Annotated in this window: 15 protein-coding genes; all 15 read right to left on the bottom strand. The window is 46.4% G+C overall.

What is annotated here, in order from left to right; translation table 11 throughout:
* Window positions 1-16: 16 nt before the first annotated feature.
* The 15 genes from GPL15_RS10795 to GPL15_RS10865 all read right to left on the bottom strand — a co-directional run bounded on the left by GPL15_RS10795 (window position 17) and on the right by GPL15_RS10865 (window position 16669).
* Complete coding sequence (locus tag GPL15_RS10795) at window positions 17-268, bottom strand: DUF4321 domain-containing protein (RefSeq protein ID WP_215698685.1); 252 nt, start codon at window positions 266-268, stop codon at window positions 17-19.
* A gap of 82 nt (window positions 269-350) precedes the next feature.
* On the bottom strand, window positions 351-1634 hold the full coding sequence (locus GPL15_RS10800) for a methionine gamma-lyase family protein (RefSeq protein ID WP_215698686.1): 1284 nt from the start codon (window positions 1632-1634) through the stop codon (window positions 351-353).
* Complete coding sequence (gene miaA / locus GPL15_RS10805) at window positions 1625-2569, bottom strand: tRNA (adenosine(37)-N6)-dimethylallyltransferase MiaA (protein WP_215698687.1); 945 nt, start codon at window positions 2567-2569, stop codon at window positions 1625-1627. Before miaA ends, GPL15_RS10800 begins: the two co-directional genes overlap by 10 nt.
* A 43-nt stretch (window positions 2570-2612) precedes the next feature.
* A complete protein-coding gene (gene mutL, locus GPL15_RS10810; RefSeq protein WP_215698688.1) occupies window positions 2613-4712 on the bottom strand; it encodes a DNA mismatch repair endonuclease MutL in 2100 nt (699 codons plus the stop codon).
* Window positions 4713-4726: 14 nt separating this feature from the next.
* Complete coding sequence (gene mutS / locus GPL15_RS10815; RefSeq protein ID WP_252198304.1) at window positions 4727-7375, bottom strand: DNA mismatch repair protein MutS; 2649 nt, start codon at window positions 7373-7375, stop codon at window positions 4727-4729.
* A 34-nt stretch (window positions 7376-7409) separates the two neighbouring features.
* Window positions 7410-8861 carry a tRNA (N6-isopentenyl adenosine(37)-C2)-methylthiotransferase MiaB gene (gene miaB, locus GPL15_RS10820; RefSeq protein ID WP_215698689.1) on the bottom strand — a complete coding sequence of 484 codons (1452 nt, stop codon included), beginning with the start codon at window positions 8859-8861 and terminating at the stop codon, window positions 7410-7412.
* A 75-nt stretch (window positions 8862-8936) separates the two neighbouring features.
* Window positions 8937-9455 (bottom strand): hypothetical protein, encoded by a 519-nt coding sequence (locus GPL15_RS10825; RefSeq protein ID WP_215698690.1) that lies wholly within the window; start codon window positions 9453-9455, stop codon window positions 8937-8939.
* Between the two features lie 967 nt (window positions 9456-10422).
* Entirely contained in the window at window positions 10423-10830 is a 408-nt protein-coding gene (atpC, locus tag GPL15_RS10830) for an ATP synthase F1 subunit epsilon (protein ID WP_215698691.1), read from the bottom strand.
* 41 nt (window positions 10831-10871) lie between these two features.
* Complete coding sequence (gene atpD / locus GPL15_RS10835; protein ID WP_215698692.1) at window positions 10872-12257, bottom strand: F0F1 ATP synthase subunit beta; 1386 nt, start codon at window positions 12255-12257, stop codon at window positions 10872-10874.
* A gap of 16 nt (window positions 12258-12273) precedes the next feature.
* Window positions 12274-13167 (bottom strand): ATP synthase F1 subunit gamma, encoded by an 894-nt coding sequence (atpG, locus tag GPL15_RS10840; protein ID WP_215698693.1) that lies wholly within the window; start codon window positions 13165-13167, stop codon window positions 12274-12276.
* Between the two features lie 15 nt (window positions 13168-13182).
* On the bottom strand, window positions 13183-14703 hold the full coding sequence (gene atpA / locus GPL15_RS10845; RefSeq protein WP_346344944.1) for a F0F1 ATP synthase subunit alpha: 1521 nt from the start codon (window positions 14701-14703) through the stop codon (window positions 13183-13185).
* Complete coding sequence (atpH, locus tag GPL15_RS10850; protein ID WP_215698695.1) at window positions 14700-15203, bottom strand: ATP synthase F1 subunit delta; 504 nt, start codon at window positions 15201-15203, stop codon at window positions 14700-14702. The genes atpA and atpH overlap by 4 nt, the downstream gene beginning before the upstream one ends.
* On the bottom strand, window positions 15184-15684 hold the full coding sequence (atpF, locus tag GPL15_RS10855) for a F0F1 ATP synthase subunit B (RefSeq protein ID WP_215698696.1): 501 nt from the start codon (window positions 15682-15684) through the stop codon (window positions 15184-15186). The genes atpH and atpF overlap by 20 nt, the downstream gene beginning before the upstream one ends.
* Window positions 15685-15750: 66 nt before the next feature.
* On the bottom strand, window positions 15751-15975 hold the full coding sequence (atpE, locus tag GPL15_RS10860; protein WP_215698697.1) for an ATP synthase F0 subunit C: 225 nt from the start codon (window positions 15973-15975) through the stop codon (window positions 15751-15753).
* 31 nt (window positions 15976-16006) lie between these two features.
* Entirely contained in the window at window positions 16007-16669 is a 663-nt protein-coding gene (locus GPL15_RS10865; RefSeq protein WP_215698698.1) for a F0F1 ATP synthase subunit A, read from the bottom strand.
* Window positions 16670-17807: the final 1138 nt, after the last annotated feature.

Raw genomic sequence — 17807 nt, forward strand, 5'->3', positions numbered from 1 at the left:
TAACTTTTGTCAGGAATTATATCATACGGTAAGTGATGAGGGCAATAATGACGCCGATAATACTCGCCATCGTAATCTTTATACTCAGGCCGAAGGTGATAACCAGAATTCCAAAATTCAGAATCAAGGGACTGTCCAGTCCAAAGGACTGCCCGAAATTCAGCCAGGACAGCCAGGACACCCCTTCTGCCAGGTTACCGATGAAGCCGCCCAGCACAATCCCGGACAGCATCAAAAGCAATAATACCCAGAAATTTTTATTTCTCATCTGACGTTCCTCTTTTTCGTATTGAATCATTGTATCATAAGTTTGTCCTCATGTATACAATTTTTTCTCCTTACTTTGCCCGTCACTGCAAAGTAACGATACCGGCTTCCACCAGCTTCTGAAGAGATTTTAAAATCCCCATCTTAGCATGATACCAGGTAAGCCCTCCCTGGAAAAATACCGAATAAGGCGGCTTAATCGGCCCATCGGCGCTCAGTTCAATGGAGGAACCCTGTACAAATGCGCCTGCTGCCATGATCACATCCGCGTCATATCCAGGCATAGCCCAAGGTTCAGGGGTTACAAAACTGTCCACCGGAGCGGCGGCCTGGATTCCCTGGCAGAATGCGATAACACCTTCAGGAGTTCCGAATGTTACTGCCTGTATGATGTCATGCCTGGATTCTTTGCTGTCAGGCACAACGGAAAAGCCAAGCTTTTCATAGACATTAGCGGCAAATATGGCTCCTTTTAAAGCGCCTGCGACCACTGTAGGCGATAAAAACAGGCCCTGATAGAAGGACTGGTTCAGCCCCAGGCTGGCGCCCACTTCCTTGCCCAGCCCAGGCGCGCTCAGACGGTAAGACGCCCGGTCAATACAATCCTGACGGCCTACAATATATCCGCCGATGGGGGCCAGCCCGCCTCCGGGGTTCTTAATCAGAGAACCTACGATCATGTCGGCTCCAACGTCCGTCGGCTCGATTTTTTCAACAAATTCTCCATAGCAGTTATCCACCATACAGATCACATCCGGTTTCACTTCTTTCACAAACCGGATCAGTTCCCCGATTCTTTCCACCGACAAGGTAGGTCTGGTGGCATAACCTTTGGAGCGCTGGATGGTAACCAGTTTTGTTTTTTCATTAATGGCCTTTCTGATATTGTCATAGTCAAATGATCCGTCTTCCAACAGATCCACCTGGCGGTAAACCACTCCATATTCTTTCAGGGATCCGCAGGATTCACGGATGCCGATCACCTCTTCCAGGGTATCATACGGTTTCCCCACAGGGGATAACAGCTCATCTCCCGGACGCAGGTTGCCTGACAGGGCGATATGAAGCGCATGGGTTCCGCTGATTAACTGGGGTCTTACTAAGGCGCTTTCCCCGTGAAATGCGCTGGCATACACGGATTCCAGCGTATCCCTTCCCAGATCATTATATCCATAACCGGTGGTGGCGGCAAAATGAATATCGCTTACCCGGTTATCCTGCATCGCTTTTAACACCTTTAACTGGTTATACTCCGCTGTTTCATCTATTTTCTCAAACCGTTCTTTCAGGGATTTTTCAATTTCTCTGCCGAAATCCAGCACTTTACTGCTGATTCCAAGCTGTTCATACATCTGATCTAACTCCATCTTTCGTTCTCCACATCATCTAATATTTTTTTAAGGACAAGGCTGCGGTCATAGCCGAACTCCGGCAGATTTAACCATCTGACATCCCGTTCCCGTTTAAACCAGGTCAACTGTCTCTTGGCAAAATGCCTGGTATCTCTTTTTAAAACATATATGGCCTCTTCCAGGGTGCATTCCCCATTTAAATAATCCAGGATTTCTTTGTAGCCAAGTCCCTGCATGGACACCATTCCTTTCTCACATCCCATGGATGCCAGTTTTTCCACCTCATCAATCAAACCGTTTTCTATCATCTGATCCACCCGGAGGTCTATCTGGGAATAGAGTTTTTCCCGGTCCGTATTTATCACGTAATAAAGAAAACGGTAAGGGGATTCCTTTTTCCGTTCCTCCTCATTATGGGCTGATATCTTTTCTCCTGTCAGGCGGTAATATTCAATGGCACGGATCACCCGTTTCTGGTTGTTGGGATGAATGGCGTCCGCTGATTCCGGATCGATCTGCGCCAGCAGGCCATGCATGAATTCTGCTCCCTGTTCTGCCGCCAATTCTTCCAGTTCCCGTCTGATCCGGCTGTCCCCGTCATCCTCTTTAAAGTCAATATCATACAATAGGGCCTGAATATAAAAACCGGTTCCCCCGGTCACAATGGGAACGTGGGCGGCCGAATAGATCTTACTCAGCGCCTCTTTTGCCATGGACTGGAAAACCACCACATTAAAGTCCTCCGTCGGTTCCAGAACATCGATCAGATGGTGGGGAACCCCGTCCATTTCCTCCGGGCGGATTTTGGCTGACCCAATATCCATATGGCGGTAAACCTGCATGGAATCGGCGCTGATAATCTCCCCTCCCACGGCGTGAGCCAGTTCAATGGACAGCGCTGTCTTTCCTACCGCCGTTGGGCCGGTTAAAATGATAATTGGTTGTTTCATGATATTCCTCCATGACGAAACATTTTTTGCGCGAATCCTGTATTTAAACAATGCGCTTGAATTTTTTCTCCAGCTCATATTTGCTCATGGAGATAATGGTGGGCCTTCCGTGGGGGCAGGCGTAAGGATTGTCCAACTCCAGAAGCTGGTCAATCAGGTTGTCCGCTTCCAGCGCCGACATCCGGTGATTTCCTTTTACTGCGGCTTTGCATGACATGGACGCAGCCTTTTCATAGATAATATCCGGGTTATGTCCGGCTATTTCACCAGACAGCCCGTCGATCATTTCCATCAGAAGTTCTTTTTTGGCGATGGAGAACAGATTGTCAGGAACCGCTCTGACCGCATATTCTTTACCGCCGAAATGCTCTATCTCAAATCCCATTTTATTAAAATATTCCAAATACTCTTTTAATAATATCTCTTCATTTCCGCTGAGAGTGAGAATGATGGGAGGATTCACCATTTGAGATGTGTATTCCCTCTGCTTTAGTGAGGCCATTGTCTTTTCAAACAGAACCTTTTCATGGGCCGCATGCTGGTCGATGATGTAGAGCTGCTGGTTAAATTCCACCAGCCAGTAGGTATCAAACAACTGGCCGATCAATTTGTGGCGTTCCCTGGCCTTTGGTTCCAAAAGCTTTTCCTCAAACAGATCCAGCTGCTCCGCTTTTTCCGGGATTTTTTCCGAAGTCCCGCTCTGGACGGGCTGCGTTTGTTCACTCTGACCCTGCGCAGACAGCTCCTGTTCCTCCGCTGCCTGTCCCGGCCGTCCTCCTTCGAACGTCTCCCGCGTCTCTGTACTCTCCCCATTTCCCGCCAAACTGCCACCTTGTTTCGGTGTCCGCCCGGGAATGATCAGGGCGTCGCGGATGGGAATATCTTTTGAAAAATCCTTAGGAATATCTTTTAAAACCGGAACCGGTATCCGTTCCGGGCTTTTAAACGGAAGGCTTTCAGAAACTCTGCCCTTCTCTCCCATGATTTCCTTCATCACTTCCCGGTCAGACTTCCATCCGGGCGAGGCTTCCCGGGTAAATGTCTGCGTCAGTTCCCGCCGTCTTTTCTCAAACGGTTCAGGCACATCCTCCCGTCTGGGCACAGGCTTTTCCTTTTCCCTCTTTTCCTGTTTCAACGATACTTCCGGTATCAGCTCTTTCTGTTCCAAAGCCGCTGATAAGGCCTCAAATACCATTTGGTAGACCCTTTCCGGCTGGGAAAAGCGCAGCTCCATCTTAGTGGGATGGACGTTTACGTCCAGTGATTCCGGATCAATGGAAAAATGAAGCAGGGTGAACGGATATTTATGCTGCATCATATAAGGTTTATAAGCGTCTTCTATGGCTTTAGCGATTACACTGCTCTTTATATATCTTCCGTTAATATAATAATTCTCAAAATTCCGGTTGCTCCTTGCGATCACTGGTTTTCCGATAAATCCTTTGACAGCGGCTTCGGCATCACCGGTTTTAACTTCCAGCAGATTGGCGGCAATTTCCCGCCCGAACACCGTATATATGATGTCCCTCACATTATGGTTCCCCGATGTGTGAAGGCGGTTTTGATTATTCTGGATAAAACGGATGGATACTTCAGGATGGGAAAGGGCTATCTTCTCCACCAGATCCGCCACATGGGCCCCCTCCGTCTGAGCCGTCTTTAAAAATTTCTTTCTCACCGGAGTGTTGAAAAATAAATTGCGCACAATGAAGGTGGTGCCTTCCGGCGCGCCGATCTCTTCCAGCCCCTTTTCCGCCCCGCCTTCAATCTGGTATCTGCTGCCCGTTATGCTGGAACTGACCTTTGTGATCAGTTCCACCTGGGCGACCGCCGCGATGCTGGACAGCGCCTCACCTCTAAAACCCAAAGATGAAATGGTAAATAAATCTTCTATCGACCGGATTTTACTGGTGGAATGGCGCAAAAAGGCCAGTGCGATCTCCTCTCTCGGAATTCCGCATCCATTATCAGTAACCCGGATAAAAGAGATTCCGCCGTCCTTGATCTCCACCGTGACAGCCGTAGCCCCTGCATCGATGGCATTTTCCAAAAGCTCTTTGACCACCGAAGCCGGGCGCTCGATCACTTCGCCGGCCGCAATTTTATTGATTGTAGTTTGATCCAGTACTGTAATATTCGGCATAAATTCCTTTCCTTCTACCAGCGGTTTTTAATCTTTGTCTGAAGCTGGTACAACATATTCAACGCGTCGATGGGTGTCATTTTCCCAAGTTCCAGTTCCGATATCTCTTTAATGATGTCATCGTCCTTTACCGTCTCAAAAATAGACATCTGAAGCAGATCCACTTCATCCGGCTTGGGAACGGATTTCCGCTGGTTTACGTTGGTGGAGGACTGGGCGATCTCTTTTGCTTTGGCCGTAATGTCGGCGCTGCTCAGTTCTTCTACCAGTTCTTTGGCCCGCTCGATCACCGGTTCCGGCACGCCGGCCAGCTTGGCAACCTGGATTCCATAACTTTTATCCGCCCCGCCCTTGACTATCTTTCTCAGGAAAACGATGTCATCTCCCTGCTCTTTTACAGCGATACAGTAGTTATTAACACCGCTCATGGTTCCTTCCAGTTCCGTCAGCTCGTGGTAATGGGTGGCAAACAGGGTTTTGGCGCCCAGCAGTTTGGTATTGCTGATATGTTCAACCACAGCCCATGCAATGCTCAGACCGTCAAATGTACTGGTGCCGCGGCCGATCTCGTCTAAAATAAGCAGGCTGTTTTTCGTGGCATTTCTGAGAATATTGGCCACTTCAGTCATCTCCACCATGAATGTGCTCTGTCCGCTGGCTAAGTCATCGGAAGCCCCCACACGGGTGAAAATGCGGTCGCAGATCCCCACATTGGCCGATTCCGCAGGAACGAAGCTGCCCACCTGGGCCATCAAAACGATCAGTGCCGTCTGTCTCATATATGTGGATTTACCGGCCATGTTGGGACCTGTTATGATGGAAATTCTGTTTTTCCCATTGTCCAGGTATGTATCATTGGAGACGAAAAGGTCGTCCCGCATCATTTTTTCCACCACCGGATGGCGGCCGTTTTTAATCTGAATGATCCCCTTCTCATTGATAGAAGGCTTTACATAATTATTCCTGGTGGCCACTACGGAAAGGGATGCGAATACATCGATTCCTGCAATAGCCTTGGCTGATTTCTGGATTCTTAATACTTCCTGGGCGATCTGATCCCGGACCTGGCAGAACAGTTCATATTCCAGGGAAAACAGCTTGTCCTCAGCTCCCAGTATGATATCTTCCAGATTCTTCAGCTCATCTGTTGTAAAACGTTCCGCATTGGCCAATGTCTGCTTTCTTATAAAATAATCCGGCACCATATTCTTGAATGAATTGGTCACTTCGAAATAATATCCAAATACTTTATTATATTTGATCTTCAGGTTTTTTATGCCTGTTTTTTCTTTTTCCCGCTGCTCTAATTCAGCCAGCCATGTTTTCCCTTCTGTTTTTGCATGGCGCAGTTTGTCCGTCTCTTCGTGGAATCCGTCCTTGATCATGCCCCCGTCCCGGACGGATATGGGCGGATCATCTTCAATGGCCTTGTCGATCAACTGGTATAAATCATCCAGCGGATCCAGGTCTTCATCCAATTCCCGAAACAGCCCGGAACTGAATTCTTTTAGGATGTTTTTAATATGGGGCAGCATTTCCAGAGAATTTTTAAAAGCGATTAAATCTCTGGGATTGGCGGTTTTATAGCTGATCCGGCCGATCAAACGCTCCAAATCATAGATCGGATTTAAATACTCACATATTTCTTCACGGGAAATGAAATTCATGTTGAGTTCTTCAATGGCATTCTGCCTTTTCAATATCTCATCCCGGTCGATCAGCGGCTGTTCCAGAAAATTACGCAGCAAACGGGCGCCCATGGCGGTCTTCGTCTTGTCAAGCACCCAGAGCAAGGTCCCCCGTTTCTGCTTTTCACGCATGGTCTCCACCAGTTCCAGATTTCGTCTGGTGGAAGTATCGAGCATCATAAACTGTCCCGTTGTGTACGGGATCAGCGTGGTGATATGGTTTAATGTGTTCTTCTGGGTTTCGTACAGATACTGCATCACAGCGCCGGCCGCGATGGAACCGATCTCGTAGTCATTCAGCCCAAGCCCTTCCAGAGAGTTGACACGATAATGTTCTTTTATGATTTTATGGCAGGTTTCTTCTGCAAAGAAACGGTTATCCAAAGAGGATATGGTCACCTGATACCGTTCTTTCAAATCTGTAAGGTCCACGCCGGACATATTAAACGCCTCGTTGCAGACGATCTCAGAAGGGGCAAACTTGTTGATCTCATCAAATAAATTTCTTTCATTGGACACTTCTGTCACAAGAAAATCACCGGTTGTAATATCTGCGGTTGCCAGTCCAAAGGATTCGTCCAGATAAACAATGCCCATGAGATAGTTGTTCTTAGTTTCATCCAGCGCCTGGGCGCTGGTAATCGTACCGGGGGTGACGACGCGGATGACTTCCCTCTTCACCAGCCCTTTTGCCAGCTTGGGGTCTTCCATCTGCTCCGCGATGGCTACTTTATACCCCTTTTGAACCAGGCGGTACAGATAGTTATCGAGGGCATGAAAAGGAACGCCGCACATAGGCGCACGTTCCTCTAAACCACATTCCTTTCCGGTTAAGGTGATCTCCAATTCTTTCGATACGATCAGCGCATCTTCAAAAAACATTTCATAAAAATCTCCCAGCCTGTAAAAAAGAATACAGTCAGGATATTCTTTCTTGGTTTCAGTATAATGAACCATCATAGGTGACAGTCCCATAATTTTCCTCTTTTCTAATTTCAGTAATTTTTCTTTAGTTTTTTATTTGTGTCCCCATATAGTAAAATCCTTTGGATTCATCCAGATATACATCCACAATTTTTCCAATCAGGGATTCGTCTCCCGGGAAATGGACGATGGTGTTATTATCCATCCGCCCTGTTACAAAACCTGCCTGGTGGTCGTCCATATTCTCCACCAGGACTTTCTGAACCGTATGTTCATCGCGGCCGGAAACTTCAGCCGAAATATGCTGAACTTCTTCTAAAAGCCGGTCAAACCGGTCTTTTACCACCTCTTCAGGAACCTGATCCTCCATTGCGGCGGCAGGCGTTCCGGTCCGCTTGGAATAGATGAATGTGAACGCGCTGTCATAACGCACCCGGCGTACCACGTCCAGTGTCTCCTGAAAATCCTCTTCTGTTTCACCAGGAAATCCTACGATGATATCGGTGGTCAGCGAGATATCAGGCACTGCCGCCCTGATCTTCTCTGCCAGCTCCAGATACTGCTCCTTCGTATACTTCCGGTTCATCACCTCTAATACACGGCTGCTTCCCGACTGGAGAGGAAGGTGTAAATGATGGCATACCTTTTTGGAATTTTTCATCACCTCGATCAGTTCGTCCGACAGATCCTTTGGATGGGAGGTCATGAAGCGGATCCGTTCCAGCCCTTCAATCTCGTCAATCATTTGAAGGAGTTCTGCAAATGAGACAGGCTGCTCCAGATTCTTTCCATAGGAATTCACATTCTGTCCCAGCAGCATCACTTCAATAACCCCGTCTGCCACAAGAGACTTGATCTCAGCCACAATATCTTCCGGATTCCGGCTTCTCTCCCGTCCTCTGACATATGGAACAATGCAGTAACTGCAGAAATTGTTACAGCCGAACATGATGTTCACACCTGATTTAAACGGATATTTCCGCTCAACAGGCAGATCTTCAACGATTTTATCGGCTTTCTCCCAAATATCTACCACCATTTTTTTCTGGTCCAGACGCTCAGACAAAAGTTCCGCCAGTTTAAAGATATTGTGGGTGCCGAATATCACATCCACGAAACGGTAACTCTTTTTAATCTTCGCAACCACTTCCGGCTCCTGCATCATACATCCGCAGAGAGCGATCAGCATATTGGGATTCTTCTTTTTTAAGCTGTTCAGATAACCCAGGCGTCCGTAGACCCTCTGATTCGCGTTTTCTCTCACTGTACAGGTGTTATAAAGGACAAAATCGGCCTCATCCGTATCGGTTTCAACAAAGCCCATCTGCTCCAAAATTCCCAGCAGCTTTTCTGAATCTCTGGCATTCATCTGGCATCCCATATTGACCACGCAGGATTTGGGGAAGCGTCCATTTTCTCGTTCAAAATTTTTTACCCACTCCCGGCATTTGGCCATGAAGTAATACTGACGGGCCGGTTCTTCTACTGGAGGATTGTAACTTAAATCTATTTCATTCAAATCAATTTCATTACTCATATTTCTTGATTTTTTCCTTTCTATGGTATATAATATATTATAAAGAAGCGGGTTTTTTACCGTACAGCTCTAAGGCTAAAGCGGGGTGCTCGTTTCTTTTTTTATGTTTATAATGTCATATAAATACAGCTTTCTATTTTCAGAATGTCTTATCACCAACTCAGCATGAAATACATTATACCGTAAAACATCATTATTTTCATCAAAAACAGGTATTGCAAATCTGGAATCATATCGATACCAGCCATATTTTGCATTTTTTTCATGTTTCCTTTCCAGATTTTCCTGAAACCTTCTATTTTGAGCAATTTCTATCATTTCCGGAATTCCTTGTGCGGCATTTGCTTTTGCCTTTGCTAACGCTCCTTTTAATTTTGCTGTATACTTCGAACCTGAATATTCATCAGGTAAATCACTGCCAATATATATAATTTCTTTACTTTCAGCAATTTCTATAAACTCTCCAATATACTGTTTTAAATACTGCTCGACTTCATCCCAATTTATATTTCTTTTCCCCTTAAAATGAATATCATTTACAATGACGATCTGATTTCCATTCACATCTTTAATAACGCTTATGTTTCTTTCCATAATCCTCCATTGTACGCTATCTTACTGTAATCTTTTGTAAGCTCTTCTGCCGTTCAGGTTCCTTCACCGGTATCTCCCTCTGGATTCCCTCAGGGGCCACCTGTATATGATCCATCTATTTTACCTCATAATTCTATTTGAATTTTGGCTTCAAAATATTATAGCATAAATCAAAATGATTGCAAACACCTAAAAGGAATCACTTTTTTTACTGGGGGATACTTTTTCTCAAATGTAAGGGATTGGCGGAGGTTACGAAAAGTCCAATGAGTATATCGTCTCCTACTTCGTCAATATCTTCTGTTCTGACACACTTCTATACATCCCAGCAAACGGATGCATTACTGCAGTGGAAATAACACAGTCGGATCATCCTCCTTTCTACATTTCTCCAAAACAAAAAGCCCTAATTTGACATAATATCAACTTAGGGCGAACTTTCATGTCCGTGTTACCACCTAATTTCAGATTTCTCTGAGCTTTGCCAATACAGGGTTTCTCCGATATCGCTTCCTATATTAACGAGGGATCTCCGTTGAAGCCTACTATGATTCTAAAAAGCCACTATTCCCCCCACCATCTAAATACCTAAATATCATAAACAATCAACCCAAAACCAGCACATGCTCTTTTTACTTATTCTCTCCACAGCACAGCCGAGACTGGATGGAACGCGGGGCAGGGGGCTGACAAACGGCCGGCGTTCGTCTGGAAACCGTGTAGTGGTTCTTGGTGCGCAGAGGCAAAAAGAGGCGGTCATACACTGAAATCCGAATCAGTGTATGAGGCGCCCCTTGAGAGGTGAAGTTCATAAAAAGTTCACCTCGAATGGGCGCCGCACCGCCTCTTTTTGTCTCTGCACACCTAGAACCACTTACGGTTGGAAGCCGAATGCCGGCCGTTTGTCAGCCCCCTGCCCCGCGTTCCATCCAGTCTCGGCGTTACTTCCGCCAATAACGTAAAACGGTCAAATATTCTGGCTTTTCATCCTCAACCGCGCAATGGCCCTCGCCAAAGACGCCTCCGAATGCGAATGTTCCTGTATACTCTGCTTCTGCCTCAACTGCTCTTTCGCCCTCTCCAGCGCTTCCCGGGCGCGGCGGACATCGATTTCTTCCGGCTTTTCAGCCGTATCCACTAAAAGGGTGACACGGTTATTGATGATTTGGGCAAAGCCGCTGCCTACCACGCCTTCCACTTTTGTTCCATCTTCGGTGGTGATTCTGATTCCGCCTACGCTGACGGCGATTACCATATTTTCATGATGGGCCTGAACCGCTTTTTCACCGTCAAAAACAGGCAGCACGATCATCCGGCACCTGCCCTCGAAAAAGACCCGGTCGCTGGCTATAATTTTCAGATAAAATGTATTCATCGTCTCGTCACATCCTTTTTCCGCTTCTAAACATCCATATTTCAACAGCTTTTGGCTTTTTCAATCACATCGTCTATGGTTCCCACATTAAAGAAGGCGGCTTCCGGATACTGGTCCATATCTCCGTTAACAATGGCTTTAAAGCCTTTGATCGTCTCTTTTAAAGGCACATATTTGCCCGGAATCCCGGTAAAGTTTTCGGCCACATGGAAAGGCTGGGACAGGAATTTCTGGATTTTTCTGGCCCGGTATACCACCGTTTTGTCTTCATCCGACAGCTCTTCCATGCCCAGTATGGCGATGATGTCCTGAAGCTCCTTGTATTTCTGAAGCATTTCCTGTACCTGCCGGGCTGTTTCGTAATGTTCTTTTCCCACCGTGTCTTCTTCCAGAATCCTGGAATTGGATTCCAGCGGGTCGACTGCCGGATAGATTCCCTGTTCCACAATTTTTCTGGATAGGACTGTGGTCGCATCCAGATGGGCGAATGTGGTGGCCGGAGCCGGGTCGGTCAAATCATCGGCCGGCACATATACCGCCTGGACCGAGGTTACAGAACCGTTTTTTGTGGATGTAATCCGCTCCTGCAGTTCGCCCACTTCTGTTGCCAGGGTGGGCTGATAACCTACGGCTGAAGGCATCCGTCCCAGCAGTGCGGAAACCTCTGATCCGGCCTGGACGAAGCGGAAAATATTATCGATAAACAGCAGCACATTCTGGTGCTCGTGATCCCTGAAATACTCCGCCATGGTAAGACCCGTTTCCGCTACACGCATACGCGCTCCCGGCGGCTCGTTCATCTGTCCGAACACCAGGGCAGTTTTCTCCAAAACGCCGGATTCTTTCATCTCAGACCAAAGGTCATTTCCTTCTCTGGACCGCTCTCCCACGCCGGTAAAAATGGAATATCCGCCGTGTTCGGTGGCTATGTTCCTAATCAGTTCCTGAATCAACACGGTTTTTCCTACTCCAGCGCCGCCGAAAAGGCCGATTTTTCCGCCTTTCGCATAAGGGGCCAGTAAATCGATTACCTTGATTCCGGTTTCCAGAATCTCTACAACAGGGCTCTGTTCCTCAAAGGAAGGCGGTTCTCTGTGAATGACCCAGTGTTCCTCCCCGTCAAGGCCTTCGCCTCCGTCAATGGTTTCACCTAAAACATTGAACAGCCGTCCCAGCGTCTTTTTGCCCACCGGAACCTGGATACCAGATCCCAGGGCAGTTACCTCCATATCTTTGCAGAGGCCGTCGCTGGATGCCAGCATGATACAGCGCACCGTGTGGTTGCCTACGTGCTGTGCGACTTCCATCACCCGTTTTTTGCCGTTATTATCCACTTCCAGGGCGTCTTTGATAAACGGAAGATCGTCATCTTCAAATTCCACATCCACCACAGGCCCCTGGACCTGGACTATTTTTCCTTTTTTCATGGAAATTCCTCCCGTTCTAATATTTCTTTTTCTTTTTTTGAGCCTTCGCTCCGCTGATCACTTCCGTGAGTTCCTGGGTAATCGCGGCCTGCCTGGCCCGGTTATATGCAACCGACAATTCCTTCAGCATGTCTTTGGCACTGGTAGTAGCCGCTTCCATTGCCATCATACGGGAATTCTGTTCGCTGCAATAGGATTCAACCAAAGCGCCGTAGATGAATCCGGCAATATAATTGGGCACAATGTTTTGAAGAACCGCGTCCGCAGACGGCCATAAGGCAATTTCTTCCATGGGCACATCTACGAAGCGCTCACCGAAACCAGACTTTTTAAGGGGCAGAAGCTGAAGGGTTTCCGCCTGGGTCTGCATGGCGTTTACCATTTTTGTGTAAATAATATGGATTTCATCCAGATCGTGGCTGTTGTAATATTTAAGAAGGCTTTCCGCAATATTTCTGGCCCGGCTCATCGTCGGATTCTGAACGGTATACTGAAAATCCTGTTCGATTTCGAATCCCTTTTTTACAAAATACTGGCGTCCGATATCGCCTACTATGAACAGCATATGAGAACCCGGACATTCCAGAGCTTCCTGCGCCAGTTTAATCACATTGTGGTTATATGCGCCGGCCAATCCCTTGTCCGCTGTGACCACCAGATATCCAATCCTTTTTTCCTTATTCTTTCCGGACGGCTCTTCCGGTTCAAAATATTGGTTCATCACATCCGGGAGATGGCGCAGGATCCGTTCAATTGCCATCTGCAGGGTATAAAAATAAGGTTCCGCATCGGACAGGCTTTTCCTGGCCTTTTTCATTTTAGAGGAGGATATCATGTACATGGCGTTTGTAATCTTCATAGTATCCTGTATGCTTTTCATTCTTGTCTGTATTTCCCGTGTATTCGCCATAAAGCACCTCCTGCCTTAAATTTGTGATTCATCTTTGTATTCTCCGGCTATTTTTACGATGCGGTCAATCAGTTCACTGGACAGTGTTTTCTTTTCTTCAATCTCGTTGCCGATTTCCGGATACCTGGCGTCGAAATAAGCCAGCATTCCCCTTTGAAATTCTTTGATTTTCTCAATGTCCAGAGGCAAAAATACTTTATTTGTGGCCGCACAGAGGGAAATCACCTGTTCGTGAAGGCTGAGAGGATGGCATAACGGCTGTTTCAATAATTCCATCAGGCCTTTTCCGTACTGGAGCTGTTCCTTTGTCGTTTCATCCAGATCGGAACTGAACTGGGTGAACACTTCCATTTCCCGGTATTGGGCCAGGTCGATTCTGACGCTTCCCGACGCCTTTTTCATGGCCTGCGTCTGTGCCGCGCCGCCGACTCTGGAAACGGAAAGACCTACATTGACCGCAGGACGGATTCCGGAAAAGAACAAGCCGCTTTCCAGAAAAATCTGCCCATCGGTAATGGATATTACATTTGTAGGAATATATGCGGAGACATCTCCGGCCTGGGTCTCTATAATAGGAAGGGCCGTTATGGAACCTCCCCCCAGCTCATCGTTTAAACGGCTTGACCGCTCCAGAAGTCTGGAATGCAGGTAAAATACGTCGCCAGGATAAGCTTCACGGCCTGGCGACCGTTCCAGAAGCAGGGAAATCGCACGATATGCCACCGCATGTTTGGACAGGTCATCGTAGATGATCAAAACATCTTTTCCTTTATGCATAAAATATTCGGCCAGCGCAGTTCCTGAATACGGCGCGATATACTGCAGAGGAGCGGAATCGCTGGCAGTGGCCGACAGGATGATGGAATAATCCATGGCATCATATTTTGTCAGAGTGGATACGATCTTAGCCACTGTCGATGCTTTCTGACCGATGGCCACATAAATGCAGATCACATCTTTTCCTTTTTGATTGATCACAGTGTCGAGAGCAATCGACGTTTTACCTGTCTGCCTGTCGCCGATTATCAATTCTCTCTGTCCACGTCCGATGGGAAACATGGAATCAATTGCGAGGATTCCGGTTTCCATGGGAACAGTAACCGATTTTCTCTCTATGATTCCCGGAGCCTCTTCTTCCACAGGCCGGTAACCATCTTCTTTAATTGCCCCTTTACCATCGATGGGGGCTCCCAGTGCGTCGATGACGCGCCCTATAAAACCATCTCCAACCGGAATTCCAGCATTTTTCCCTGTCCGGGTCACTTTACTGCCTTCTTTCAATCCGGTGTCACGGCCGAACAGAATGCAGCCGATTTCATTTCGTCTGATATCCTGAACCATTCCCTTCACTCCGGTATCAAACACGACGATCTCACCGTACATAGCATGATCGATGCCGTAAACAGTGGCAATTCCGTCACCAACCCAGATTACAGAGCCCACTTCTTCATCTCTTGTATCCACATCGAAGTTCTCTATTTCGCTTTTTAAGATAGAAATAATTTCATTTGAACTGATTGAGCTCACTCGGTTCACCTCCACATCAATTTTTGCTCTAACTGTTTAAGGCGTCCCCTTAAACTACAGTCGATTTCCCGGTCTCCCATTCTGACTACAAATCCTCCGATCAGCTTCGGATCTTCCCTAAGGGTCAAATCCACCCGGTCTTTTTTGTATTTGTCACAGAGGAACTGTTTGATTCCGTCTATTTGTTCCGGGTCAGGGCGGCTGCTATAAGTCATTACTGCCGGAAGGATTTTATGTTCTTCACAGTAGTATTTTTTATACTCTGAAAAGGTATCAAGAATGCCGTCCATCGCATGGTTTTGGCACATCACCTTTAAGAAACTCCGGATTGTCACGGGAAAAATCCGGTCGATCAAAACCATCTTTTTCGTTTCCCGGATCACCGGGCTGGTAAATACGTCCAGAAGTTCTGGGACTTGGGCGAATATACGTTCCGACTGTCCGATATCCTCTGCCGGTAAGTGAAGTTCAAACAATACCTTTGCATAGTTAATTGAGAGTTGCGTCATGGGAATCACCTGCTTTTGTTAAGAATTGGTTGTATAGTGACCGGTCGATCATCTGTTCATTCTGCTCACCGATGATTTTAGCTGTCGCAGCTATGACGAGGGCTGCCAGTTCTGACTGCGCTTCCCGTTTCATTTTATCCTGATCTGCTTTTAGGCTGGCAAGGGATTTTTCATATTCTTTGCCGGCCGCTTCCTGGGCTTGAGACAAAATTTTATCATATTCTGCCTTCGCGTCCGTCCGCGCCTGCTCTATCATTTTCACACTCTCTTCCCGGGATGATTTCATCTTATCCTCGTACCGGGTTCTGAGCATATCCGCTTCCTTCTGCGCCTTATCGGCGTTGGAAAACTGTAGTTCGATATCCGCCTGTCTCTGCTCCATAATTGCCGTCACCGGGCCGATCAGGAATTTTTTCATCAATAGATATAAAATAATGAGATTGATCATTGTTAAAACAAGATTCCAATCTAACCGCAGCATTTTTCCCACCTGCCTTTTCCGTTTCTATTCCTGGCCTGTTTCATGTATGACCTCTTTTCTTTTCATTTATTTCAGGAAAAGTATGATTAAAAGGCCAATGACAAAACCATAAATGGCGGTTGCCTCTGCGAGGGCACAGCCGAGAAGAAGGGCTTTGCTGATCTTGCTCTCTGCCTCTGGCTGCCTGGCAATAGCGTCCACCGCCTTGGAAGTTGCAATGCCGATTCCTATACCTGCTCCGATACCTGTTAATACTGCGATTCCTGCTCCGATTGCGATTAATGCTGCCATAATGATGTTCTCCTTTTTTCACTTATTTTTCTTACTCAATAGCCTCTTTTATGAAGAGGGATGTCAAAAATACAAATACATATGCCTGGATCAACCCGTCAAAGATATCAAAATAGCAGCTGAAAGCCGCCGGAACTGCAACCGGTATCACCATTTTAAGCAATTCCATCACAACAAATGCACCCAATACATTGCCAAAAAGCCGCATGCAAAGGGATAAAGGCCGGATAAATAATTCAAGTATGTTGATGGGGGTAATGAGGGGGATTGGTTCTGCAAAGCTTTTAATCCATTTTTTCAGGCCTTTTTGATGAAGCCCGGCATATTCGATCAGCACAATGCTCATAATCGCAAGGGCTGCCGAAACATTGAGATCCTTCGTAGGGGGTTTGAAACCCAGAAGTCCGATAAGATTGGCAATTCCGATGTAGAGGGCGACCGTTATCAAATATGGTATGTAACGTCTGCCTTCCTTACCAACCAGATCTTCGAAGAAATGATAACATCCTCCCACTGCTGTTTCCAGTATGATCTGCCGCCGGCTGACCGGCTTTTCCTGAAGATTTCTGACGAGTAAAATAGATGCGGCTGTCAGTCCTAAAATGATGATCCACGTGACGACTACTGATTCCGATATGGCAATTCCGCCAAACAAAGGAATCGTAAAGGCTGTGTCGCAATTTAGTTCTGTCATTAACTCTTCCGCCAAATTCTCCGTATTGCTCACTTCCTTTCAATTACTCATCATTCAGAGTAAAGAATCATGCTGCAAAAGCGGCCCGCCCAGGCGGAAAATTCCGTCAGCAGGATTCTTTCCCGCAAGTGATATACTCTTGCTTCTGAATGTTGAACATATATTACTTCTGTTGCATTTACTTGTCAATACTCGGGGATATACGTCATTTTGTATAAAGAAGTTGTTAATATTTAACTTTTTTGTATATAAAAGAATGATTTTTACCGATTTATTCCAGCTGTATTTGTGCAATATTTTTCTGGTTTGTGATCTTTTTGTGAAGTGCCTTGTAAAATGGCTTATTTGATATGAAAATTCATTTCTCTTTTTTTGTCATTTTGACATATACATTTCTTATGCTGCTTATATCCTATATTATATATGACCCGCCGGGTACAAATGACTTTAGCTTGATTGAAAACGCGGTAATATTATATATTTATGAAAAGATTATAATAATGTGAAAACTGGCTAAATTGGGTTTTAGGTGTGAAAGTCACGCAGGAGAGCGGGACGAGGGAGCGGAGGTGGGAATGGGGACACGAATTCATAGGGCGGAGCGTTCTCTAACGGCACAGGAAATCGGCTTCCAACCGTAAGTGGAACTAAAGTCCGCAGACATCAAAAAAGACGGTCCGATGCCCATTCACGGTGAACCCTTTATGGTGCTTCACCGTTCAGTGGGCATCTCAGAAACTGATTTGGTTTTCAGTTTCTGCCCGTCTTTTTTGATGTCTGCAGACTAAGTTCCACTAACGGTTTCCAGACGACTTCCTGTGCCGTTAGAGAACGCTCCGCCCTATGAATTCGTGTCCCCATTCCCACCTCCGCTCCCTCGTCCCACTCTCCTGCTGGTTTTCTCTGGCTGAAGTAATTAAAAGCAAATTTAACATAAAGGGCTAAGCCATTTTCGAAAATGCCTTCACCCTTTAATGTAAATTCCCAAACCATCTAACATCAACCCTCAAGGCATTTTCGAAAAAGCCTTGACGTTTTACTGTTAATCCCCACATCAGTTAGTAAGCGATACAAAACAAACCGTAGTGCAAAATAATAGCTGTCATGGTATACTCTCCATGGCAGCTTATCTTCTTTT

Source organism: Clostridium sp. MCC353, from assembly GCF_018785315.1.
In the GTDB taxonomy this organism is placed as follows: domain Bacteria; phylum Bacillota; class Clostridia; order Lachnospirales; family Lachnospiraceae; genus CHH4-2.